This is a genomic window from Planococcus circulans (genome assembly GCF_020023385.1).
Classification (GTDB): Bacteria; Bacillota; Bacilli; order Bacillales_A; family Planococcaceae; genus Planococcus.
In genome coordinates this window covers 287,152-310,413 of the sequence record NZ_JAIQCL010000001.1, presented here as the reverse complement: position 1 = coordinate 310,413, position 23,262 = coordinate 287,152, and the positions used below count along the sequence as shown (strand labels likewise).

Sequence of the window (23,262 nt, the reverse complement as noted above, 5' to 3'; positions counted from 1 at the left end):
AATGTTTTTGAAAAGATTGGAAGTCATGGGGTTCAAATCATTTGCTGATCGAATCGGCATTGATTTTGTGCCCGGAGTCACAGCCGTCGTCGGACCAAATGGCAGCGGCAAGAGCAATGTCACCGATGCCATCCGTTGGGTGCTCGGAGAACAATCAGCAAAGTCACTGCGCGGCGCTAAAATGGAAGATGTTATTTTTGCCGGCAGCGATTCCCGCAAACCGTTGAACTTTGCGGAAGTTACGTTAATTTTAGACAATACAGATGGCCGCGTCCCTCTCGATTACAGCGAAGTCAGCGTAACGAGAAGGGTTTTTCGCAGTGGAGAAAGTGCCTATCTGCTGAATAAGCAAAATTGCCGGCTGAAGGACATTACGGATCTGTTCATGGATTCCGGGCTTGGCAAAGAAGCCTTTTCCATCATTTCGCAGGGACGCGTGGATGAAATCCTGAATTCAAAAGCCGAGGAGCGCCGATCGATTTTCGAAGAAGCGGCAGGTGTTCTGAAATATAAGCAGCGCAAGAAAAAAGCTGAAGTGAAATTAAATGAAACGGATGAAAACCTTAACCGCGTGCTTGATATCCTGCATGAATTGGATGGCCGTATGGAGCCGCTGCAGATTCAAGCTTCCACGGCAAGGGATTTTCTGGATATGAACGAGCAGCTGAAAGATACCGATATCGCCTTATTGGCTTATGATGCGGGCAATCTGGAGCAGGAGCTGGAGCAGTTGACGCGTGACGCTGCAGGCCATTCAGGAAAAGAGCAGCAATTATCAGCGGAAATCAATACAAAAGAACGGACAGTCACCAAAACACGCCAGTCTCTGTCGAATTTGGACAGTAAAATCGATCAGGCTCAAAATTCCCTTGTTGAAGCCAGTGCAGAGACAGAGAAATGGCAGGGCCGTAAGTTGCTGATGTCGGAGAAAAAAAACAATGCCTATCGCCAGGCACAGCAGCTGCAGGATAATCTTGCTACAGAAAAACTGGAGAACGATTTCCTCAAGAAAAAACACAGCGAACAGCTGGCTTTGCTGGAAGAGCGTAAAGCAGAGCAGCAAACGGTTCGGACAGCTATCAAGGTGCTTGAAGAACAGCTGAACCGGACTCCGGCGGATATCGACAATGAAATCGAAAATTGCAAGTCGGTTTACATCGACTTGATGAATGAACAGGCCACCGTCAAAAATGAATTGAAAAATATCGGTTTGCAGGCACAGCAATTGTCTGAATCAACAGGACGCATTGCATCGCAGCGGACAGACTTTACAGCTGAATTATCAAAGCTGAAGAAAGAAAAAGCCCAAGCGGAAACGAATGTCCAGGAAATCCGGACACTGCTAGAAGACAAGCGCCAACAGTATAAAGACAATGAAGCTTCTTACCAAGTGCAGAAGCAGGCGTTTGACCAGAAGCAATCCATGCTGTTCCAGGCATATCAGTCACAAAAGCAATTAGGCGCACGGATTGAAACGCTGCAGGAACTGGAGGCTGATTTTTCCGGTTTTTTCCAGGGTGTCCGTGAAGTATTGGTTGCACGGGAAAAAGGTCATTTAACAGGAATAAGAGGAGCCGTCGCTGAAATTGCCAAGGTGGAAAAAAATTACGCCAAAGCGATTGAAACGGCTTTAGGCGCTTCGAGCCAGCACATCATCACCGAAAATGAACAGCATGCCCGGGAAGCGATTGATTTCCTGCGTAAAAAAAGAGCCGGCCGCTCGACTTTCCTGCCGATGACTGTCATGAAGGCCAGAAAGATTCCGGAGCATACATTGGCCACTGTGAGTCAGCACCCTTCCTACATCAATATGGCATTTGAACTGGTCGAGTACGATCCGCAATACGGAATGATCATTGAAAATCTCTTGGGCAATGTCATTATCGCTGAAGACTTGAAAGGCGCAACGGCCATCGCCAAGGCGACTGGCAACCGGTTCCGCGTCGTCACACTCGAAGGCGATATCGTCAACGCGGGTGGATCAATGACCGGGGGTGCCAATAAAACCCAAGCTTCATTCTTTTCACGAAAAGCTGAGCTTGATCAATTGCTGGTACAGGCTGAAGAGTTGAAAGAGACGATCCTGAATGCGGAGAAAACAATCCAGAAAGAACAAGCCGACGTTAAAGCGGTGGAAGAGTCCATTCAGATTCTTCGGACCGAAGGCGAAAAATACCGGGACATGGAAGCGGAAAATGCCATTATTCTGCGTGAAATCGAAGCGGTGCTAAAGACCACTTCCGAGCGTTTCCAACTTTTTGAAGCCGAACAGAAAAACAAAGAATATGATTTGACAGAGATAACCAAACGCAAGGAAACGGCTTCTGTGCGGCTTGAAAATATTGTCGGGGAACTGAACGCCATAACGGTGAAAATCGACGAATTGACTTTATTCAAGCAGCAGAACGAATCGGCACGCGATCAGGTTCTGGAGAAATTAGCTGAGCAGAAATCGCTCCATGCCGTGACGAAAGAACGCGTCCTGCAGTTGACCAACAGTGAAGCTGAACTTTTTGAACGCCTGGAAAAAAGCAGCCGTAAGCTGCAGGAGCATCAAAAAGAGCTGCAGTGGATTCAATCGGAAGAAGCGGCGAAAGTCTATTCTGACGAAGAAATCCTTCAGGAAATCGAATCCTGGTCTGCCAAAAAAATGCAGATCCAGCAAACCATCAACCAAACGAAAGAACAGCGGGCAGAGCAGCAGGATAGTTTGAACGGTTTGGAAGAGGATCTGAAAGAACAACAGCGCATCTACAAAGGATATGTAGAAGCGATCCGGATCTGTGAAGTGAAATCGACCCGACTGGACGTCCAGATCCACAGTTTCATTCTCCAGCTCGAAACCAATTACCAGTTGACGCTCGAACAGGCGAAGCAGTTTGAGATGATGGACGAAGAGGCAGCTGTCCGCAGAAAAGTGAAGCTGTTGAAGCAGTCCATAGAAGAGTTGGGACCTGTCCATATCGGAGCCATCGAGGAATTCGACCATGTCTCCGATCGCCATGCCTTTTTGACCGAGCAGCGCAATGATCTGAACGAAGCAAAAGACACTTTGCGTACTTTGATCCGGGAGATGGACGGGGAAATGACCAGTCGCTTCGACGATACCTTCCATGCTATCCGGATACAATTCCAACGTGTCTTTAAAGAGCTGTTCGGTGGGGGCTCTGCCGACCTGGTATTGACCGATCCCAAGGATATGCTGTTGACAGGTGTTGAAATCATCGCCCAGCCGCCTGGCAAGAAGCTGCAGAACTTAAGTTTGCTGTCAGGCGGAGAGCGCGCATTGACTGCCATCGCCCTGTTGTTTGCGATTTTGAATGTGCGTCCTGTGCCGTTCTGTGTGCTCGATGAAGTAGAGGCAGCGCTTGATGAATCAAATGTCGTGCGTTACAGTCAATACCTGAAGAAATTCAGTGAAGATACGCAATTCATCGTCATTACACACCGCAAAGGAACGATGGAAGGGGCAGACGTCCTGTACGGCATTACGATGCAGGAATCCGGGATTTCGAAATTGGTGTCTGTTAAACTTGAAGAGAAAATTTAAAAGAGGAGTGGTCACGTGAGTTTCTTTAAAAAATTAAAAGATAAATTTGCCGGAAACACCGAGGCTGAAGAATCAACTGAAAAATACAAAGAAGGGTTAGCCAAAACCCGTACCGGCTTTACATCGAAGATCAATGATCTGGTAGCAAAATACCGCAAAGTCGATGAAGACTTTTTCGAGGAATTGGAAGAGATCCTGTTGCAGGCAGATGTCGGTTTCGAAACGGTCATCGAATTGATGGATGAATTGCGTTTTGAAGTGCAACGAAAAAATGTACGGGACACGTCCAATGTCCAATCCGTCATTTCTGAAAAACTGGTGGATATTTATGAGGCTGGCGAAGCGGAAACCAATGAAATCAATTTTGTTGATGGACTGACAGTGATTTTGATGGTCGGTGTCAACGGTGTCGGCAAAACGACGACTATCGGTAAAATGGCTCATCGATTCAAGAGTGAAGGCAAAACCGTCATGCTTGCTGCTGGTGATACATTCCGGGCCGGAGCCATTGAGCAATTGGATGTCTGGGGCCAGCGTGTAGGCGTCGATGTCATCAAGCAAAGCGAAGGGTCAGACCCTGCGGCAGTCATGTATGACGCTGTCCGTTCGGCCAAATCCCGTGGAGTGGATGTGCTGATCTGCGATACAGCAGGGCGTCTGCAGAACAAAGTCAACCTGATGAATGAACTGCAGAAAGTGCACCGTGTCATTTCACGTGAAATACCAGGAGCGCCTCACGAGGTCCTGTTGGCTCTTGATGCCACGACCGGCCAAAATGCGATGATTCAGGCACAGATGTTCAAGGAAGTGACAGACGTTACAGGCATCGTCCTGACGAAACTGGACGGAACGGCAAAAGGCGGCATCGTACTGGCCATCCGCAATAAGTTGAAGATTCCGGTGAAATATGTCGGGCTTGGCGAAAAGCTGGATGACCTCCAGCCGTTCGATGCACAAAAATATGTCTATGGTTTATTTGCTGAAGGATTGGATAAAGAGCAGCAACTGGAAGATGCTGAAGCAGACAAGTAAAATTACTTGACAGCTATTCGGATTTTCAGTATTCTAAGCAGTAGTATGAATGGGGTGAGCGTCAATGATGGGACTGGAAAAAACAACCCGCATGAATTATTTGTTTGATTTCTATCAGGAGCTACTGACACCTAAACAGCGGAGCTATATGATGCTGTATTATTTAGATGACCATTCACTGGGTGAAATTGCTGAAGAATACAACATCACCCGTCAGGCCGTCTATGACAATATTCGGCGGACGGAAGCGATGCTGGAAGAATATGAGCGCAAATTGCAGTTGTTTGAGAAATTTCAAAAACGGCAGCAATTGGTTTCGTCATTTGAAAAACAGCCATTCACAGAAGAGCGCGTCCAGCAATTTCTGGGCGAACTGAAGGAATGGGACTAGGAGGCGGAAAGAATGGCATTTGAAGGATTATCCGAACGCCTGCAAGGCACCATGACAAAGATCAAAGGTAAAGGAAAAGTCAACGAAGCAGACGTTAAGGAAATGATGCGTGAAGTTCGTTTTGCCTTAATCGAAGCGGATGTCAACTTGAAAGTCGTTAAGGAATTCGTCAAGAAAGTCAGTGAACGGGCAATTGGCCAGGACGTCATGGATAGCCTGACGCCAGGCCAGCAGGTCGTTAAAATCGTAAAAGATGAACTGACCGAATTGATGGGCGGCGAAGAGCGGAAAATCGAGTTTTCCTCAAAACAGCCGACTGTCATCATGATGGTCGGTCTGCAGGGGGCCGGTAAAACGACCACTACAGGGAAACTTGCCAACCTGCTGCGCAGAAAACACAATCGCAAGCCGTTATTGGTGGCGGCCGATGTCTATCGTCCGGCAGCAATCCAGCAGCTTGAGACGATCGGCAAACAACTGTCCTTGCCGGTTTTCTCCAAAGGGACAGAACTGTCTCCTGTGGAAATTGCCCGTCAGGCGATTGAACACGCAAAAACAGAGCATTTGGATACGGTCATCATCGATACTGCAGGCCGTCTGCATGTTGATGAGGCATTGATGCAGGAATTGAAGGATATCCGTGCCCTTAAAGAGCCGGATGAGATTTTCCTGGTAGTTGATTCCATGACCGGACAGGATGCTGTCAATGTGGCACAGAGCTTTGATGAAGCCATCGGAATTTCGGGTGTCGTTCTGACGAAACTGGATGGTGATACTCGAGGCGGTGCGGCGCTGTCAATCCGCTCTGTCACCCAAAAACCGATTAAATTTGTCGGGATGGGCGAAAAAATGGACGCGCTTGAAGCTTTCCATCCGGAACGCATGGCTTCACGCATCCTTGGCATGGGGGATATGCTGTCGCTGATTGAAAAAGCGCAGTCGAGCGTCGATGAAGAAAAAGCGAAAGAGTTGGAAGAGAAGTTCAGAACTTCCACGTTTACTTTTGATGATTTCCTGGAACAGATGTCGCAGGTCAAACAAATGGGGCCATTGGATGAAATTTTGAAAATGCTCCCTGGCGCCAATAAAATCAAGGGGCTCGAAAACGCTAAAGTGGATGAAGGCCAGATGGATCGTGTGGAAGCCATTATCTACTCGATGACGAAAAAAGAGAAAACGACACCCGAAATCATCAATGCAAACCGCAAAAAACGGATTGCCAAAGGTTCAGGAACATCGATTCAAGATGTCAACCGACTCTTGAAACAGTTCGAGGATATGAAGAAAATGATGAAACAAATGTCTGGCATGAACACGAAAAAAGGCAAAAAGAAAATGGGAATGTCAGGCCTGGACTCACTTTTCAAGTAAAATTTTAAGGTGTTAAGAAAAAATACTTTACAAACTATTTAAAGCTTGCTAATATAATATCTTGTGTGAAACTATTCGGAGGTGCTTTAAGAAATGGCAGTAAAAATTCGCTTGAAACGTATGGGAGCTAAGAAATCTCCTTTTTACCGTATTGTAGTAGCTGACTCACGTGCTCCACGTGACGGCCGTCAAATCCAGACAGTAGGTACTTACAACCCGCTGACAGTTCCAGCTGAAGTTAAGATCGACGAAGAACTAGTGTTGAAATGGCTTCATGATGGTGCAAAACCATCTGATACTGTACGCAACTTGTTTTCTCAAAAAGGCATTATGGAGAAATTCCATAACGAAAAATTAAGCAAGTAAGGGAGATTTTCTTATGAAGCAGCTGATTGAGACCATTGTGAAACCGTTAGTTGATTATCCGGAAGAAGTTCGTGTCGAAACCGACGAAAACGCAAGCCGAATTGTCTACAAGCTTTCTGTGCATCCTGAGGATACAGGGAAAGTCATCGGAAAGCAGGGACGTGTGGCGAAAGCTGTCCGTTCAATTGTGTACTCAGCAGCAGGTGGTTATCATAAGAAGAAAACTTACCTCGATATTGTGGATTAAGGAAAAAGAAGGAGCCCAGGTTCCTTCTTTTTTTTTCAGAAAAATAGCACCGGAAGGATGTTTGCTTGTGCAATGGTTTAATGTAGGAAAAATTGTCAATACCCATGGAATTCGTGGAGAAGTGCGCGTTTTGTCCCGTACCGATTTTCCGGAAGAACGTTTTGCGGTTGGTTCAAAACTTGGACTTTTTACACCGGATGCAAAAAAGCCGATCATGGTGAAGATCGCCAGCCACCGCCAGCATAAGAACTTCGAATTGGTGACTTTTGAAGGCTATCCGAATATCAATGACGTGGAGCCGTTCAAAGAGTCCTATCTGAAGATTGCTGAACATGATTTAACCGAACTCGAAGACAATGCATTCTACCATCACGAAATTTTAGGGTGTACGGTTTTCACGACAGAAGGACAGGAACTCGGAACCATCAGTGAAATTTTGGAAACGGGCGCCAATGATGTCTGGGAAGTCACGCCGAAAACTGGGAAGAAGCATTATATTCCATATATCGAAGACATCGTCAAAGAAATTGACATAGATGAAAAGAAAGTGACCATCGAAGTCATGGAAGGTTTGTTGTCTTGATGAATATAAATGTCCTATCGCTGTTTCCCCCCATGTTTGAAGGGGTCTTCCAGCACTCGATCATGAAAAAAGCACAGGAAAAAGGTGCAGTCAGCCTGAATGTCGTGGACATTCGAGAGTTTGCCGATAATAAGCGCCAAGTAGATGATTACCCTTTCGGCGGCGGCGCCGGTATGGTGCTAAAGCCTGAACCTATTTTTAATGCTGTTGAAAGCCTGGTGCAAGAAAGCAAGCCGCGCGTCATCCTGATGTGTCCGCAAGGCGAACGCTTTACCCAGCAAAAAGCGGAAGAGCTGGCAGCTGAACAGGAATTGGTGTTTATCTGCGGCCATTATGAAGGCTACGATGAACGAATCCGGGAACATTTGGTCACGGACGAAATTTCCATTGGCGATTTTGTGCTGACCGGTGGAGAGCTTGCAGCCATGACTGTCATCGACAGTGTCGTCAGACTGCTTCCGGGGGTGCTGGGAAACGCTGACTCGCCAGTTCGCGACTCATTCTCTACAGGCATGCTGGAACACCCTCAATACACGCGTCCGGCTGAATTCAGAGGCTGGAAGGTGCCGGACGTGCTGACTTCCGGCAATCATGGCAAAGTCGATCAATGGCGCGAAGAACAAACCTTGAAACGGACGCTTGAGCGCCGCCCGGATCTGCTCGACAAAATCGAATTGAGCGACAAGCAAAAGAAAATCATCGCTGAACTGAAAAAACAAAAATAGATCGCAGACTGCTCTTGCGCAAGCAATTGTTTAGTGGTATTATGGACACTGTACTTTTATGTGAAGTACAGGATCACGATGTTCCGCTGCAACAGTTCATTTGGGTGTAAGAGCATCTGTAGAAGGAGAGAAAAATAATGCAAAACATTATTACAGAAATCACTAAAGAACAGCTTCGTACGGATCTTCCAACGTTCCGTCCTGGAGATACTGTCCGCGTCCACGTTAAAGTTGTCGAGGGTACACGCGAACGTATTCAGGTATACGAAGGAGTAGTCATCAGCCGTCGCGGAGGCGGGATCAGTGAATCATTCACTGTTCGCAAAATCTCTTACGGTGTTGGTGTTGAGCGTACATTCCCTGTACACACACCAAAAATTGCACAGCTTGAAGTTACCCGTCGTGGTAAAGTACGCCGTGCGAAATTGTATTACTTGCGTGACCTACGCGGTAAAGCAGCTCGTATCAAAGAAATTCGATAAGATCGCATTAATGAGAGAGGGCGCTTGCGCCCTCTTTCTTTTTGCTAAAAAGCTTATTTCCTTGTACAATTAAAGCAGTAAGTATAGGGAGGAACACGCATGGAGACTGAAGTGAAGAAGAAGAATGAAATGTGGGAATGGTCCAAAGCTCTATTGATCGCCTTCGGTTTAGCAGCAATTATCCGTTTCTTTTTATTCACGCCGATTGTCGTAGATGGAGAGTCGATGATGCCGACTTTGGAGCATGGGGACCGCATGATCGTCAACAAGATCGGTTATTCAGTCGGCGAACCTGACCGTTTCGACATCATCGTTTTTCATGCGCCGGAGCAAAAAGATTATATCAAGCGGATCATCGGCTTGCCGGGAGATCATGTAGCCTATGAAGACGATCAGTTATATATAAATGGAGAAGCAGTGGAAGAACCTTATCTGGATATCTATAAGCAAGGAATCACCGGTACTCTGACTGAAGACTTTGTTTTGGAGGATGTTACCGGAGGAGAAAGCATCATACCGGAAGGTTCTGTTTTTGTCATGGGCGATAATCGACGCGCAAGCAAAGACAGCCGCCATATCGGATTGGTCCCGACTGATGATGTCATCGGTGACACAAGTTTCGTTTTCTGGCCGTTGCCTGAAGCGGGAATTGTAAAATAAGGAGTGGTTTTATGACGATACAATGGTTTCCTGGACACATGGCGAAAGCACGGAGACAAGTTACTGAAAAGCTGAAATTGGTGGATATTATTTTTGAACTTGTTGACGCCAGGTTACCTTTATCTTCACGAAATCCGATGATCGATCAAGTGATTCAGCAAAAACCGCGTCTCATTATTTTAAACAAAATGGACATGGCCGATGAAGTTGAAACGAAAAAGTGGATTCGATATTTTGAAGATCAAGGTACCCGTGCAGTAGCGATCAATTCCCTTGAAGGCAGAGGGCTGCAATTGGTGACAAAAGCATCAAAAGAAATACTGACAGAAAAATGGGATCGCATGATCGCCAAAGGCATCAAGCCCCGTGCCATCCGTGCTATGATTGTCGGAATTCCGAACGTCGGGAAATCGACGCTCATCAACCGCTTATCGAAAAAGAGCCTGGCTAAGACCGGGAATATGCCGGGTGTCACGAAAGCGCAGCAATGGATCAAAGTCGGCAAGGAAATTGAATTATTGGATACGCCGGGTATTTTATGGCCGAAGTTTGAAGACCCGGAAACGGGCTTGAAATTAGCCGTTACGGGAGCAATCAAAGACTCGGTCATCCAAATGCAGGAGTTGGCCATCTATTCGTTGAAGTTCCTGGAAGAACGTTATCCGGACCGCATGATGGAAAGATACGGCATCGATCACGTCGATGAAGAAATCGTCGTCACCTTTGACCATATCGGTAAAAAACGCGGCTGTTATGATCAGCATGGCGATGTCGACTATGAAACAACGGCCGAAGTGATTGTCCGGGATATCCGGAATCAGCATTTGGGCAAAGTGACGTTCGATTACAGAGATGAAATGATAGAAGAAGAGTGAGGATTCGCTCCATTCGATAAAAAGCTGCTCCTCGATATTTTGAGGAGCAGCTTTTTTGGGCTGGAGGAAACGAAGCCAATACAGAAAATAAGCTATAGAGTTAAGGCAAATCATCGAAGGAAGAAGTTGAAGAGATGCAAACAACGAATGAAATAAAAGATAAGCTGAACGGACTGGTGGAATGGCAGCCGTGGATGGAAGAGCTGAAAAGCGATTCACGTAAAAGCGTCCAGACTTTATTGGCTTCCTGGCAGCGGAAACAAGTGCTGCGGGAAAAGCTGATGGAACATCACAGTTCAAAGCTGCTGTTTGATGCAGCATTCAGGACAGTGGAAACCGATCTTGTGGCTGGCATCGACGAGGCGGGAAGAGGGCCGCTCGCTGGTCCGGTCGTAACGGCGGCTGTCATCTTGCCCGAGGATTGCTCGAGCCTTATCGGTTTGGACGATTCCAAGCAATTGAGCAAAGCCAAACGCGACCAGTTTGCGGAAATCATCAAAAGGATCGCCATCAGCTATTCAGTCCATATACAGCCTCCGGAAGAAATTGACCGTGTGAATATCTATCAGGCCACAAAAGGGTCCATGGCTGCAGCTGCTTTAGCGCTATCCCCTGCACCTGATATCGTACTGGCTGACGCAATGATGCTGAATCTGCCGATGCCGTGTGAATCCATCATCAAAGGCGATGCCCAGAGCTTGAGCATTGCGGCCGCTTCAATTTTGGCGAAGACAGGAAGGGATGCCATCATGGAAGAGTATGCTGCCCAGTATCCGCAATACGGCTTCGAAAAACACGCCGGATATGGAACAAAAGAGCATGTTTCCGCGCTTGAAAAGCATGGTCCGTGTAGAATCCATCGGAAGACGTTCGAACCTGTCAAATCTCTCTTAACGAAAAGTTCTCTGTTCTAAGCAAAGGAATTTAATCGGCTCAGCTAACTTCGGTGGACATTCTGTGACAACTTTAATACAATGGTAAAGGTAATAAAATTACGATAGAGATGTTTGATTGGAGGATGACAGATGAATATCCATGAATATCAAGGAAAAGAACTCCTCAGACAATACGGCGTAGCAGTTTCTTACGGCACCGTTGCTTTTTCTCCGGAAGAAGCAGTGAAGGCAGCTAAAGAACTGAGCACGGATGTTGTCGTGGTGAAAGCACAAATCCACGCAGGTGGACGAGGCAAAGCCGGCGGTGTAAAAATCGCTAAAAACCTGGATGAAGTCCGTACATATGCTAAAGAACTGCTAGGTAAGGTTCTTGTGACTCACCAGACAGGTCCAGAAGGCAAAGAGATCAAGCGCTTGTTGATCGAAGAAGGATCTGACATTAAAAAGGAATACTATGTCGGATTGGTACTCGACCGCCAAACTTCACGTGTCACTCTTATGGGCTCTGAAGAAGGTGGAGTCGATATTGAGGAAGTTTCTGAGAACACTCCTGAGAAAATCTTCAAAGAAGTGATCGATCCAGTGATCGGTTTGACTGGTTTCCAGGCACGCCGTATGGCTTTCAACATGAACATTCCGCCAAAGCTTGTCAACAAAGCGGCAAAATTCATGCTTGGCCTATACACTGTATTTATCGAAAAAGATGCTTCAATCGTTGAAATCAACCCATTGGTTGAAACGGGCGACGGCAATATCTTAGCGCTTGACGCGAAGTTTGATTTCGATGAAAACGCTCTTTACCGCCACAAAGACATTGTGGAACTTCGTGATTTCGACGAAGAGGATTCAAAAGAAATTGAAGCTTCCAAGTATGACTTGAGCTATATTTCTTTGGATGGGAACATCGGCTGTATGGTTAACGGCGCCGGACTTGCTATGGCAACGATGGATACGATCAACTACTACGGCGGAACACCCGCTAACTTCCTTGACGTTGGGGGCGGTGCGACCGCTGAAAAAGTAACGGAAGCTTTCAAAATCATTCTTTCTGATAAGAATGTAAAAGGAATCTTCGTTAACATTTTCGGCGGTATCATGAAGTGTGACATCATTGCGGAAGGCGTAATCCAGGCTGCGAAAGAAGTAAGCCTTGACGTGCCGCTTGTAGTCCGTCTTGAAGGAACCAATGTAGAAATCGGTAAAAAACTGCTTAATGAATCAGGTCTTAATATTGTGGCTGCCGGTACGATGGCAGACGGCGCTAAACAGATCGTAGAACTCGTAGGCTAAAGAAGGGCAGGGACAAAAATGAGTGTATACATTAACAAAGACACAAAAGTGCTTGTACAGGGAATTACAGGGTCAACTGCCCTTTTCCACACAAAGCAAATGCTTGAATACGGAACGAAAATCGTTGCGGGTGTAACACCAGGTAAAGGCGGAACTGAAGCTGAAGGCGTACCTGTCTTCAACACTGTAGAAGATGCAGTGAAAGCTACAGGAGCTAATGTATCTGTAATTTACGTACCGGCACCTTTCGCAGCTGACGCAATTCTTGAAGCTGTTGAAGCTGATCTTGACATGGCAATCTGCATCACTGAACACATCCCAGTACTCGATATGGTGAAAGTGAAGCGTTACATGGAAGGCAAGAAAACGCGTCTAGTTGGACCGAACTGCCCGGGCGTAATCACTCCGGACGAATGTAAAATCGGCATTATGCCTGGATATATCCACAAAAAAGGACATGTCGGCGTTGTTTCACGTTCAGGTACATTGACATATGAAGCGACTCACCAATTGTCTGAAGAAGGAATCGGCCAGTCGACAGCTGTCGGCATCGGCGGAGATCCAGTAAACGGCACTAACTTTATCGACGTATTGAAGGAATTCAATGAAGACGAAGATACTTACGCAGTCGTAATGATCGGTGAAATCGGCGGAACAGCTGAAGAAGAAGCTGCTGAGTGGGTTAAAGCGAACATGACGAAACCTGTAGTAGGATTTATCGGTGGCCAAACGGCACCAGAAGGAAAACGTATGGGCCATGCCGGTGCGATCATTTCCGGTGGTAAAGGTACAGCTGCTGATAAAATCAAAGCAATGAATGAAGCAGGCATCGAAGTTGCAGATACTCCGTCTGTTATCGGAGAAACGTTGATCAAAGTCATCAGAGAAAAAGGGTTATACGACAAGTGTAAAACCCATTAATACAAAAAGCTCGAAATGCTGGAAAGACAGCGTTTCGAGCTTTTTTTTCTTCACCAACGGTCACTGTATAACCGCCTGCCGAATGAACAGTAACTTATAGAGTCCACTCATAAGAAAAATATCGAGGTAAACTTTTCCTGTTTTTCGGTTTTGCCGTAAATATCAATTGCTAATCATACGTAACGAGATCGACGTGGTTTCATTTGGTGAAAAAAGATCGATTGCAATTTATTATTCATCAAGCGGAAACGCAATCATAGCCGATTTATCAAGCACTTTCGTATGATAATTCAATAGGCTTGTTCGGATAGAAACGGCAAGACTTAAACAGTCTTTTAAACGCATTCCGCAGCATCAACCTTTTTTTATATAGAAGAAACTCTAGGTTTTTTGGATAAAAAATGGAAGCCGAATATTCTGGAATTCTTCAGGTTTACGGCGGACGAAAAACCGATTAAACTGGAGTTTAGGCGCATGACAGTCTGATGCGCTTTCATTTAGCCCAAATAGAAGAGGAGGAAGGAAATGAACAAAGAATTTACGGAGCGTTTATTGGCACTGCATTATGTGTACCCGAAAAGTTTGCAGAAATTATTGCCGCTGTTGGCAGAGGATCCAGACTTATCTAAGCTGGAACGGAAATCCCCGTATGAACTGATGATGCTCTTGAATATCAAACGGGATCAGGCGGAGAAACTGAAAGCTTCTTACCGACATACCTTAACATTCCCCTTAAGTGAAACCTACGCCAAGCATAAGATACTCCCCATATCTTATCAGCATCCCCTATATCCTGGAAGCCTGCTGGAATTGATCGACCCACCCGCTGTCCTGTACGCCAAAGGTGACGCCGCTTTGTTGGCAGAACCCCAAAAAATAGCCGTGATCGGTTCGCGTAAAGCCTCCGCTTATTCAGAAAAAGCCATGCAGAAAATCATTCCGCCGCTTCTTGAAAAGGGCTTTATCATCGTCAGTGGACTGGCGATTGGAGCAGACGCCATGGCACATCAAAAAACGATTGATTTAGGCGGGCGTACAATCGCCGTCACGGGCAGTGGTTTTCTCCATCCGTACCCAAAAGAAAACGCAGAACTAAACAATATAATAGAAGAAAATCATCTGGTTTTAACTGAGTATCCGCCCTATATGAAGCCCCTAAAATGGAATTTTCCAATGAGGAACCGCATCATCAGCGGATTATCGAGAGGAATTGTGGTTACGGAAGCTCTAGTGAAAAGCGGCACCTTGAGCACAATTGAACATGCGCTGGATCATGGAAAAGATATTTTTGCAGTTCCAGGCGATATTTCATCGCTTTTATCTGAAGGACCGCATAAATTGATTTCAGAAGGCGCAAAACCGGTCTGGAACGGCTGGCAAGTGCTAGAAGAATACCAACATATGACAGCTGAAAAACAATGAAAAAAATGAAAAGCCTTGCATTAAGCTAAAATCTGTTATACATTTTGCAACAGGTAATTCTTTTAAGCAGTTTTGAGAAACCTCTATGAGGAGGAAATAGTTATGGCGGATTTTTTAGTGATTGTTGAGTCGCCTGCAAAGGCTAAGACAATCGAACGGTATTTGGGTAAGAAATATAAAGTCCGTGCTTCACTTGGACATTTACGCGATCTTCCCCGGAGTCAAATGGGTGTAGACGTAGAAAACAATTATGAACCTCGTTATATTACAATAAGAGGCAAAGGCCCGATATTACAAGACCTTAAAAAAGAAGCGAAAAAAGCGAAAAAAGTCTTTCTCGCAGCTGACCCTGACAGAGAAGGGGAAGCGATTGCATGGCATTTGGCTACGGCTCTCGGTATTGATCAATCCTCTGACTGCAGGGTAGTCTTCAACGAAATCACCAAGGATGCCATAAAAGAATCGTTCAAGCATCCGCGTAAGATCGACATGGATTTAGTCGATGCTCAGCAAGCGCGCCGTATTTTGGATCGTCTCGTCGGCTACAGCATCAGCCCTTTGCTTTGGAAAAAAGTGAAAAAAGGCCTTTCAGCTGGGCGTGTACAATCCGTAGCCCTTCGATTGGTCATTGATCGGGAAAACGAAATCAAAAATTTTGAACCGGAAGAGTACTGGTCCATTACCGGGGAATTCGAAAAGGCTAAGAAGAAATTCGAAGCGCAATTCTATGGCAACACAAAAGAAAAAATGAAATTGAATAACGAAGCCGATGTCAAAGCTGTCATGGCTTCGATGAAAGGCAAAGACTTCACCGTAAATCGGGTAGTGAAAAAAGAGAGAAAAAGAAATCCATCCCCTTCTTTTACAACTTCTTCACTGCAGCAGGAAGCAGCCCGCAAATTAAATTTCCGAGCCAAAAAGACAATGATGCTCGCGCAGCAATTGTATGAAGGCATATCCGTAGGGAAAGAAGGCATCACCGGATTAATCACCTATATGCGAACGGATTCCACAAGAATCTCTGACACAGCGAAAAAAGATACAATTGACTTTATCGTCGAAAACTATGGGGAACAATACGTTACACAGAAAGTTGCTGCGAAACAGTCAGCAAAATCGCAGGATGCCCACGAAGCCGTGCGGCCGACTAGTGTAATGCGGACACCTGAATCGATGAAGAGTATTCTTTCGCGGGATCTATACCGTCTGTATAAATTGATTTGGGACCGGTTTGTAGCGAGCCAGATGTCACCGGCAGTTCTCGATACCGTCATGGCGGAATTACAAAACGGCGAAGCGGTATTCCGTGCAAACGGTTCACAGGTCAAGTTTCCTGGTTTTATGAAGCTATACATTGAGGGTACTGACGATCAAAAAGAAGAAAAAGATAATATTCTGCCGGAGATGGCTGAAGGTGATATCGTGAAAGCGATTGAAGTCACGCCAAATCAGCATTTTACGCAGCCGCCTCCGCGTTTTACAGAGGCCCGTTTGGTACGGACACTTGAAGAGCTTGGAATAGGACGTCCGTCAACCTATGCACCGACACTGGACACCATTCAGAAACGTGGGTATGTCACATTGGATGCGAAACGTTTCATTCCCACTGAGTTGGGTGAAATTGTCCATCAGCTGGTGCTTGAGTTTTTCCCGGATATCCTTAACATCGAGTTTACCGCCAAGATGGAGCACGACTTGGATACGGTCGAAGAAGGCGAAATCGCTTGGCGTTCCATTATTGATGCCTTTTATCTTGAATTTGAGAAAAACGTCGAAGTGGCGGAAGAGGAAATGGAGAAAGTTCAGATCAAGGATGAGCCTGTAGGTGAAGACTGTGAATTATGCGGTTCGCCAATGGTCTACAAATTGGGGCGCTATGGCAAGTTCATGGCCTGCAGCAATTTCCCGGAATGCCGCAATACCAAAGCCATCGTCAAACATATCGGCGTTAAATGCCCGACGTGTAAAGAAGGCGAGATTGTAGAAAGAAAGAGCAAGAAGCGCCGCATATTCTACGGTTGCGAACGCTATCCCGAATGTGAATTCGTATCATGGGATAAACCGATCGAACGTCCTTGTCCGAAATGCAATGAGTTACTGGTAGAGAAAAAAGTGAAAAAAGGTGTGCAGATCAATTGCACAAGCTGTGATTACAAAGAAGAAGTTCAATAATAATATAGAGGTGTTTGAAAATGACAAAGTATGTAAACGTAATTGGAGCCGGGTTAGCCGGAAGTGAAGCAGCATGGCAAATCGCAAAACGGGGAGTTAACGTCCGTTTATACGAAATGCGTCCTGTAAAACAGACAGCTGCTCACCATACTGATAAATTTGCAGAGTTAGTCTGCAGCAACTCGCTTCGAGCCAATTCCTTGACCAATGCAGTAGGGGTCATCAAAGAGGAAATGCGCAAATTGGATTCGGTCATCATCGATTCAGCTGACCGTGCATCTGTGCCGGCTGGTGGAGCACTTGCAGTGGACCGCCACGAGTTCGCTGGGGCAGTGACCGAGAAAGTAAAAAACCATCCATTGGTGGAAGTGATCAATGAAGAAGTGACTGAAATTCCGGAAGGCATTACGATTATTGCAACCGGTCCGTTGACATCGCCGGCTCTTGCTGAGAAGGTCCGCCAATTGACAGGTGAAGAATATCTGTATTTTTATGACGCGGCAGCGCCGATTGTCGAAAAAGACAGCATCGATATGGACAAAGTCTATTTGAAATCCCGTTACGACAAAGGGGAGGCTGCTTACCTTAACTGTCCAATGACGGAAGACGAGTTTATACGGTTCCATACGGCACTTGTCGAAGCAGAAGTTGTGCCTCTGAAGGAATTTGAAAAAGAAATCTATTTCGAAGGCTGCATGCCAGTTGAAGTCATGGCTGCCAGAGGAGAGAAAACACTGACTTTCGGGCCGATGAAGCCAGTAGGGCTGGAAGATCCGAAAACAGGCAAAATTCCTTACGCCGTCGTTCAGCTTCGCCAGGATGATGCTGCGGGAACCCTTTATAATATTGTCGGGTTTCAGACGCACTTAAAATGGGGACCTCAAAAAGAAGTCCTTAAATTGATCCCGGGCTTAGAGAACGTAGAAATCGTACGGTATGGTGTCATGCACCGCAACACGTTCATCAACTCACCGCGTGTGCTGAAGCCGACCTACCAGTTGAAGGCTGACGAGAATATTTTCTTTGCCGGCCAGATGACAGGTGTCGAAGGTTATGTCGAATCTGCGGGCAGCGGATTGCTTGCAGGCATCAATGCAGCGAAATTGGCATTGGGTGAAGAACTGCTGGTATTCCCTGCTGAAACAGCTTTGGGCAGCATGGCACGGTACATTACAGAAGCTGACAGCAAGAATTTCCAGCCGATGAATGTCAACTTCGGCTTGTTCCCGGATCTTGGTGAGCGCATCCGTTCGAAACAGGAGCGTGCAGAAAGACACGCAGATCGTGCATTGACATCTATTCAAAACTATATGAATACAGTGACAGTTTAATTGATAAAAGCCTCTAAATGTTGGTATAATTTAGAGGCTTTTGTATTTGGTGAAAGGTGGAGCATATATGGAAAAAGAGAAGATGCTTGAATCTTTTATGACCTACATTCAATTGGAGAAAAATTATTCCGAACACACCGTCCACCATTATGAACACGATCTGCTGGATTTTTTTCTGTTTTTGAATGCTGAAGGTGTACCTGATATTAGAGAAGTCGAGTATATACATGCACGAAATTACGTCACAAAGCTATATGACGCCAAATTATCAAGAACCACAGTGTCCAGAAAAATCTCGGCAATCCGCTCGTTTTTCCGATACGGTAATCGCGAATTTGAGTTGAATGAGGCTGCATTCAGGTCTTTATACCATCCAAAAAAAGAAGAGAGGCTGCCTCAATTTTTCTATGAAGAAGAGTTGGCTCAGCTTTTTAAGTCCGTTCAGGGTGAAGATAAATTGTCGATCCGAAATACAGCGCTACTGGAACTATTGTATGCGACGGGTATGCGCGTCAGTGAATGCGTCTCCATTCGACTAGGAGATCTGGATCAGACCATGCAGATTGTCAAAGTCATGGGGAAAGGCAGAAAAGAGCGTTACATCCCTTATGGTCAGTTTGCGCAGGACGCTCTGGAACATTACATGGAGGATGCGCGTCCTAAACTGATGAAGAACCAAAAGCACGACTACTTGTTTGTGAACAGCCGTGGGGAGGTTGTAACTGATCGAGGGGTTCGCCATATCTTAAGCGAATGCATGAAGAAAGCCTCTGTCAATTCTTCTATCTATCCGCATATGATCCGTCATACATTTGCAACTCACCTGATCAATAACGGAGCTGATATCCGGACTGTGCAGGAACTGCTTGGGCATTCCCATTTAAGTTCTACTCAGGTTTATACGCATGTTACCAAAGAACATTTACGGAACACCTATTTAAATTCACACCCGAGAGCTTAGAAAGGGGAATTTCATTATGCAAGAATTTCATGCAACCACGATATTTGCGGTTCAACATAACGGGAAATGCGCGATGTCAGGTGATGGCCAAGTAACGTTCGGCAATGCGGTCGTCATGAAGCATACAGCGAGAAAAGTGCGGAAATTATATAACGGACAGGTCTTGACCGGATTTGCAGGATCAGTAGCAGATGCGTTTACCTTGTTCGAGATGTTCGAAGGAAAGCTGACCGAGTATAATGGCAATCTTCAACGAGCTGCAGTTGAATTGGCAAAGCAATGGCGTGGAGACAAGATGCTGCGCCAATTGGAAGCCATGCTCATCATCATGAACAAAGATGAGTTGCTGCTGGTATCCGGCACTGGAGAAGTGATTGAGCCGGATGATGGCATTCTCGCCATCGGTTCAGGCGGAAACTATGCGCTGGCGGCAGGGCGTGCCTTGAAGAAATATGCAGGAGATAATTTGACGGCAGCACAAATCGCACAATCCGCTTTGGAGACAGCAGCGGACATTTGTGTCTATACAAATCATCAAATCATAGTGGAGGAATTGTCCTAATGAAAAATCAAACTGATTTAACGCCAAGACAAATTACTGACCACCTGGACCGGTATATCGTCGGCCAAAAAGATGCGAAGCGTTCGATCGCCATCGCATTGCGCAACCGTTACCGGAGAAGCCGGTTGGATGAAGAGATGCGAGGCGAAGTAATCCCTAAAAATATCCTGATGATCGGTCCGACAGGTGTCGGGAAAACGGAAATCGCCCGTCGAATCGCTAAATTGACAGGTGCACCTTTTATCAAGGTGGAAGCGACGAAGTTTACAGAAGTCGGTTACGTTGGACGGGATGTTGAGTCCATGGTGCGCGATCTGGTCGAAGCAGCTGTGCGAATCGTTAAAGAAGAAAAGTTTGAAGCAGTCCAGTTTCAGGCAGAGGCGGCAGCCAACGAGCGGATCGTAAAATTGCTGGCTCCATCGTTGCGTAAAAAACAGACCAATCAGAATCCGCTGGAAATGCTGTTCGGCCAAAAGCTTGAGCAAGAAGAAGAGGAACCAACTGCAGAAGTGGAAGTGCGCGTCAAAAGAAGAGAAATCGCCGCTGATTTAAAAGCAGGCAAGCTGGAAGACGAGTGGGTAACAGTTGAAGTGGTTGAGAATTCGCTTTCCATGTTTGATGCCCTGCAAGGGTCGGGAATGGAACAGATGGGTGCGAACATGCAGGATGCTTTTTCTTCGCTTATGCCGAAGAAAAAGAAAAAACGGCGTTTGCAAGTAAAAGAAGCTCGCCGGATTTTGACAACTGAAGAAGCGGCTAAATTAGTGGACGATGAAGAAGTGGCGTCGGAAGCAATCGAACGTGCTGAACAGCACGGCATCATCTTCATCGATGAAATGGACAAAATCGCCAGTAAGAACAGTTCTTCGTCCGCTGATGTTTCCCGGGAAGGGGTACAGCGCGATATTCTGCCGATTGTGGAAGGGTCGACAGTCTCTACAAAATACGGTGCAGTCCAAACGGATTACATGCTGTTTGTTGCTGCAGGTGCTTTTCATATGTCGAAACCTTCCGATTTGATTCCGGAACTGCAGGGGCGCTTCCCGATTCGAGTGGAATTACAGAAGCTTGAAGTCGGAGATTTTGTCAAAATATTGACGGAACCAAAACATTCTTTAATAAATCAATATAAAGCCCTTCTCGAAACAGAGGGAGTTGTGGTACACTTCAATGATGCCTCAATAATCAGACTTGCAGAAATTGCATATGAAGTGAATCAAGACACAGATAATATCGGCGCACGCAGATTGCATACAATACTGGAGCGTTTGTTGGAAGATTTGTCTTTTGAAGCTTCCGAGATTTCTCCGGCACAAATTGACATAACCCCCCAATATGTGAATGAGAAACTTGAAAATGTGGCAAAGAATAAGGACTTGTCACAATTTATTCTGTAAAACAAGGCGAATTAGTTTCATTAAAGAGTAAAAACCTTTAGAATATTGAATAAACATGGTACGAATTATGTAGGAGGTTCATTTAAATGAATTTATTAGGAAAAACAAGACGAATTAACTCTATGCTGGAAGCAGCAGGCGGCAAAAAAGTAAACTTTAAAGACATGGCTGAGACTTTGAGCGAAGTAATTGAATGCAACGCTTTCGTAGTAAGCCGCAAAGGTAAAGTGTTGGGCTATGCAATCAACCAACAGATTGAGAACGAACGCATGAAAGGGATGCTTGAAGAGCGTCAATTCCCGCTTGAGTATACTCAGAAGCTTTCGAACATCAAGGAAACGACTGAAAACTTGGACGTTAACAGCGAACACACCATCTTCCCTGTGGAAGAGCGTGAACTGTTTAAAAACGGACTGACAACAATCGTACCGATCAACGGCGGCGGCGAGCGTTTAGGAACACTTCTTCTTGGACGTGTAGACGCAGAATTCCACGACGACGATTTAATTCTTGGTGAATACGGCGCTACAGTAGTAGGGATGGAAATCCTTCGCGAAAAAGGCGACCGCATCGAAGAAGAAGCGCGCAGCAAAGCTGTTGTGCAAATGGCGATTTCTTCACTTTCATACAGTGAACTTGAAGCTATCGAACATATTTTCGAAGAACTTGACGGCAACGAAGGTTTGCTGGTCGCTTCTAAAATTGCTGATCGTGTTGGCATTACGCGTTCGGTTATCGTTAACGCACTTCGCAAGCTTGAAAGTGCAGGCGTTATCGAATCACGCTCTCTAGGAATGAAAGGGACATACATCAAAGTATTGAACACGAAATTCCTAGCAGAACTTGAACAATTGAAAATGAACTAAATTGAACTTCGAAAAGGGCTGCCCCAAAAGGTCATGTAAATGACTTTTAGGGGGCAGCCCTTTTTCGTAGCCAAAAAAAGAAGGAGATCCATTGCGGCGGATACTTCTCCAGGCTACTGGTAAACTCTTTCTGCTTTGTGTGAAGCACAGGTTCCGCCGCTTAGCGCCGCTATTTTTGGAGCAGCTGGAATTTTAGTGTAGCTGCTTTAAATATAATGAGAGAAACATGTTGCAGACTAAAGGTGAAGCGTGGTATAATTTCAAATGGTGTTAAATACACACGCATTTCGATTTGAGTCGTAGGTGCCCAACTGGGTAACGGTTCAGAGAAGAAAAATGCGGAGGGAAAAAATAACCTATCAGGAGGAAACAAATCATGGCAGTAATCTCAATGAAACAATTGTTAGAAGCTGGTGTACATTTTGGTCACCAAACTCGCCGCTGGAACCCGAAAATGAAAAAATATATCTTCGTGGAACGTAACGGCATCTACATCATCGATCTTCAGAAAACAGTCCGCAAATTGGAGGAAGCTTATAGCTTCATGAAACAAGTGGGCGAAGAAGGCGGCAAAGTACTTTTTGTTGGTACGAAAAAACAAGCTCAGGACGCGATCAAAGAAGAAGCAGAACGTTCTGGCAACTACTACATCAACCAACGTTGGTTGGGTGGAACACTTACTAACTTCGGTACAATCCAAAAACGTGTGAACCGTTTGAAACAAATCGAGCGCATGGAAGAAGATGGAACTTTCGAAGTTCTACCGAAAAAAGAAGTTGTTCAGTTGAAAAAACAACACGAACGCCTTGTTAAGTTCCTTGGCGGTATCCGTGACATGAGTTCACTACCGGACGTAATGTTCGTAGTTGATCCTCGTAAAGAACGCATTGCAGTTGCAGAAGCAATGAAATTGAACATTCCAATCGTTGGTATCGTTGATACGAACTGTGATCCGGATGAAATCGATTATGTTATTCCTGCAAACGACGATGCAATCCGCGCAGTTAAATTGTTGACTGGTAAAATGGCGGACGCTTTGCTTGAGTCAAAACCGGAAGAAGAAGAAGAAGAAACTCAAGCTGAATCTGCTGAGTAATTCGCAATTTACACAGGTGATAAGCGGCCAACCCCTCTTATCACCTTTTTTTGAGAAAATGGCTAC

At 45.6% G+C, this 23,262-nt stretch carries 22 protein-coding genes; all 22 read left to right on the top strand.

Annotated features, from left to right (window positions below; all coding sequences use genetic code 11):
• Position 1 precedes the first annotated feature (1 nt).
• Positions 2-3,550, top strand: coding sequence for a chromosome segregation protein SMC (smc, locus tag K8U60_RS01590; RefSeq protein WP_223633283.1), 3,549 nt, complete (start codon positions 2-4; stop codon positions 3,548-3,550).
• 15 nt (positions 3,551-3,565) lie between these two features.
• Positions 3,566-4,582 (top strand): signal recognition particle-docking protein FtsY, encoded by a 1,017-nt coding sequence (gene ftsY, locus K8U60_RS01585; RefSeq protein WP_223633280.1) that lies wholly within the window; start codon positions 3,566-3,568, stop codon positions 4,580-4,582.
• 67 nt (positions 4,583-4,649) lie between these two features.
• Entirely contained in the window at positions 4,650-4,973 is a 324-nt protein-coding gene (locus K8U60_RS01580; protein ID WP_006828274.1) for a putative DNA-binding protein, read from the top strand.
• Between the two features lie 12 nt (positions 4,974-4,985).
• A complete protein-coding gene (gene ffh, locus K8U60_RS01575; RefSeq protein ID WP_223633277.1) occupies positions 4,986-6,344 on the top strand; it encodes a signal recognition particle protein in 1,359 nt (452 codons plus the stop codon).
• 93 nt (positions 6,345-6,437) lie between these two features.
• The gene (gene rpsP, locus K8U60_RS01570) at positions 6,438-6,710 is read left to right on the top strand and encodes a 30S ribosomal protein S16 (RefSeq protein ID WP_191714046.1); all 273 of its coding nucleotides are present in this window, start codon (positions 6,438-6,440) and stop codon (positions 6,708-6,710) included.
• Positions 6,711-6,723: 13 nt separating this feature from the next.
• Positions 6,724-6,957, top strand: a complete 234-nt coding sequence (locus tag K8U60_RS01565; RefSeq protein ID WP_142826576.1) for a KH domain-containing protein — start codon at positions 6,724-6,726, stop codon at positions 6,955-6,957.
• A 67-nt stretch (positions 6,958-7,024) separates the two neighbouring features.
• Positions 7,025-7,540: a ribosome maturation factor RimM gene (gene rimM / locus K8U60_RS01560; RefSeq protein WP_223633274.1), complete on the top strand. Its 516-nt coding sequence runs from the start codon at positions 7,025-7,027 to the stop codon at positions 7,538-7,540.
• Positions 7,540-8,265, top strand: a complete 726-nt coding sequence (gene trmD / locus K8U60_RS01555; protein ID WP_223634853.1) for a tRNA (guanosine(37)-N1)-methyltransferase TrmD — start codon at positions 7,540-7,542, stop codon at positions 8,263-8,265. Before rimM ends, trmD begins: the two co-directional genes overlap by 1 nt.
• A 137-nt stretch (positions 8,266-8,402) precedes the next feature.
• Entirely contained in the window at positions 8,403-8,747 is a 345-nt protein-coding gene (gene rplS, locus K8U60_RS01550) for a 50S ribosomal protein L19 (protein ID WP_223633270.1), read from the top strand.
• Between the two features lie 99 nt (positions 8,748-8,846).
• The gene (lepB, locus tag K8U60_RS01545; protein WP_223633267.1) at positions 8,847-9,407 is read left to right on the top strand and encodes a signal peptidase I; all 561 of its coding nucleotides are present in this window, start codon (positions 8,847-8,849) and stop codon (positions 9,405-9,407) included.
• Between the two features lie 11 nt (positions 9,408-9,418).
• Complete coding sequence (ylqF, locus tag K8U60_RS01540; RefSeq protein ID WP_223633265.1) at positions 9,419-10,282, top strand: ribosome biogenesis GTPase YlqF; 864 nt, start codon at positions 9,419-9,421, stop codon at positions 10,280-10,282.
• Between the two features lie 134 nt (positions 10,283-10,416).
• A complete protein-coding gene (locus K8U60_RS01535) occupies positions 10,417-11,196 on the top strand; it encodes a ribonuclease HII (protein WP_223633263.1) in 780 nt (259 codons plus the stop codon).
• A 111-nt stretch (positions 11,197-11,307) separates the two neighbouring features.
• Positions 11,308-12,468: an ADP-forming succinate--CoA ligase subunit beta gene (gene sucC / locus K8U60_RS01530; RefSeq protein ID WP_223633260.1), complete on the top strand. Its 1,161-nt coding sequence runs from the start codon at positions 11,308-11,310 to the stop codon at positions 12,466-12,468.
• 18 nt (positions 12,469-12,486) lie between these two features.
• The gene (sucD, locus tag K8U60_RS01525; protein WP_223633257.1) at positions 12,487-13,389 is read left to right on the top strand and encodes a succinate--CoA ligase subunit alpha; all 903 of its coding nucleotides are present in this window, start codon (positions 12,487-12,489) and stop codon (positions 13,387-13,389) included.
• A gap of 525 nt (positions 13,390-13,914) precedes the next feature.
• A complete protein-coding gene (gene dprA, locus K8U60_RS01520; RefSeq protein ID WP_223633254.1) occupies positions 13,915-14,811 on the top strand; it encodes a DNA-processing protein DprA in 897 nt (298 codons plus the stop codon).
• Positions 14,812-14,913: 102 nt separating this feature from the next.
• Positions 14,914-16,983, top strand: a complete 2,070-nt coding sequence (topA, locus tag K8U60_RS01515) for a type I DNA topoisomerase (protein WP_223633250.1) — start codon at positions 14,914-14,916, stop codon at positions 16,981-16,983.
• Between the two features lie 20 nt (positions 16,984-17,003).
• Entirely contained in the window at positions 17,004-18,314 is a 1,311-nt protein-coding gene (trmFO, locus tag K8U60_RS01510) for an FADH(2)-oxidizing methylenetetrahydrofolate--tRNA-(uracil(54)-C(5))-methyltransferase TrmFO (protein ID WP_223633247.1), read from the top strand.
• A 67-nt stretch (positions 18,315-18,381) separates the two neighbouring features.
• Entirely contained in the window at positions 18,382-19,275 is an 894-nt protein-coding gene (gene xerC / locus K8U60_RS01505; RefSeq protein WP_223633243.1) for a tyrosine recombinase XerC, read from the top strand.
• A gap of 16 nt (positions 19,276-19,291) precedes the next feature.
• Positions 19,292-19,837 carry an ATP-dependent protease subunit HslV gene (gene hslV / locus K8U60_RS01500; RefSeq protein ID WP_223633240.1) on the top strand — a complete coding sequence of 182 codons (546 nt, stop codon included), beginning with the start codon at positions 19,292-19,294 and terminating at the stop codon, positions 19,835-19,837.
• Complete coding sequence (hslU, locus tag K8U60_RS01495) at positions 19,837-21,234, top strand: HslU--HslV peptidase ATPase subunit (protein ID WP_223633237.1); 1,398 nt, start codon at positions 19,837-19,839, stop codon at positions 21,232-21,234. The genes hslV and hslU overlap by 1 nt, the downstream gene beginning before the upstream one ends.
• Positions 21,235-21,320: 86 nt before the next feature.
• Positions 21,321-22,100, top strand: a complete 780-nt coding sequence (gene codY, locus K8U60_RS01490) for a GTP-sensing pleiotropic transcriptional regulator CodY (RefSeq protein WP_223633234.1) — start codon at positions 21,321-21,323, stop codon at positions 22,098-22,100.
• A 376-nt stretch (positions 22,101-22,476) separates the two neighbouring features.
• Positions 22,477-23,196: a 30S ribosomal protein S2 gene (rpsB, locus tag K8U60_RS01485; RefSeq protein ID WP_215099839.1), complete on the top strand. Its 720-nt coding sequence runs from the start codon at positions 22,477-22,479 to the stop codon at positions 23,194-23,196.
• The last annotated feature ends 66 nt before the right edge of the window (positions 23,197-23,262 follow it).

What these genes read in the sequence shown, in the direction of transcription:
- smc (WP_223633283.1), top strand. Translation starts at nt 2, where the DNA reads ATGTTTTTGAAAAGATTGGAAGTCATGGGGTTCAAATCATTTGCTGAT.
- K8U60_RS01580 (WP_006828274.1), top strand. Translation starts at nt 4,650, where the DNA reads ATGGGACTGGAAAAAACAACCCGCATGAATTATTTGTTTGATTTCTAT.
- ffh (WP_223633277.1), top strand. Translation starts at nt 4,986, where the DNA reads ATGGCATTTGAAGGATTATCCGAACGCCTGCAAGGCACCATGACAAAG.
- rpsP (WP_191714046.1), top strand. Translation starts at nt 6,438, where the DNA reads ATGGCAGTAAAAATTCGCTTGAAACGTATGGGAGCTAAGAAATCTCCT.
- K8U60_RS01565 (WP_142826576.1), top strand. Translation starts at nt 6,724, where the DNA reads ATGAAGCAGCTGATTGAGACCATTGTGAAACCGTTAGTTGATTATCCG.
- trmD (WP_223634853.1), top strand. Translation starts at nt 7,540, where the DNA reads ATGAATATAAATGTCCTATCGCTGTTTCCCCCCATGTTTGAAGGGGTC.
- rplS (WP_223633270.1), top strand. Translation starts at nt 8,403, where the DNA reads ATGCAAAACATTATTACAGAAATCACTAAAGAACAGCTTCGTACGGAT.
- lepB (WP_223633267.1), top strand. Translation starts at nt 8,847, where the DNA reads ATGGAGACTGAAGTGAAGAAGAAGAATGAAATGTGGGAATGGTCCAAA.
- ylqF (WP_223633265.1), top strand. Translation starts at nt 9,419, where the DNA reads ATGACGATACAATGGTTTCCTGGACACATGGCGAAAGCACGGAGACAA.
- K8U60_RS01535 (WP_223633263.1), top strand. Translation starts at nt 10,417, where the DNA reads ATGCAAACAACGAATGAAATAAAAGATAAGCTGAACGGACTGGTGGAA.
- sucC (WP_223633260.1), top strand. Translation starts at nt 11,308, where the DNA reads ATGAATATCCATGAATATCAAGGAAAAGAACTCCTCAGACAATACGGC.
- sucD (WP_223633257.1), top strand. Translation starts at nt 12,487, where the DNA reads ATGAGTGTATACATTAACAAAGACACAAAAGTGCTTGTACAGGGAATT.
- dprA (WP_223633254.1), top strand. Translation starts at nt 13,915, where the DNA reads ATGAACAAAGAATTTACGGAGCGTTTATTGGCACTGCATTATGTGTAC.
- topA (WP_223633250.1), top strand. Translation starts at nt 14,914, where the DNA reads ATGGCGGATTTTTTAGTGATTGTTGAGTCGCCTGCAAAGGCTAAGACA.
- trmFO (WP_223633247.1), top strand. Translation starts at nt 17,004, where the DNA reads ATGACAAAGTATGTAAACGTAATTGGAGCCGGGTTAGCCGGAAGTGAA.
- xerC (WP_223633243.1), top strand. Translation starts at nt 18,382, where the DNA reads ATGGAAAAAGAGAAGATGCTTGAATCTTTTATGACCTACATTCAATTG.
- hslV (WP_223633240.1), top strand. Translation starts at nt 19,292, where the DNA reads ATGCAAGAATTTCATGCAACCACGATATTTGCGGTTCAACATAACGGG.
- hslU (WP_223633237.1), top strand. Translation starts at nt 19,837, where the DNA reads ATGAAAAATCAAACTGATTTAACGCCAAGACAAATTACTGACCACCTG.
- codY (WP_223633234.1), top strand. Translation starts at nt 21,321, where the DNA reads ATGAATTTATTAGGAAAAACAAGACGAATTAACTCTATGCTGGAAGCA.
- rpsB (WP_215099839.1), top strand. Translation starts at nt 22,477, where the DNA reads ATGGCAGTAATCTCAATGAAACAATTGTTAGAAGCTGGTGTACATTTT.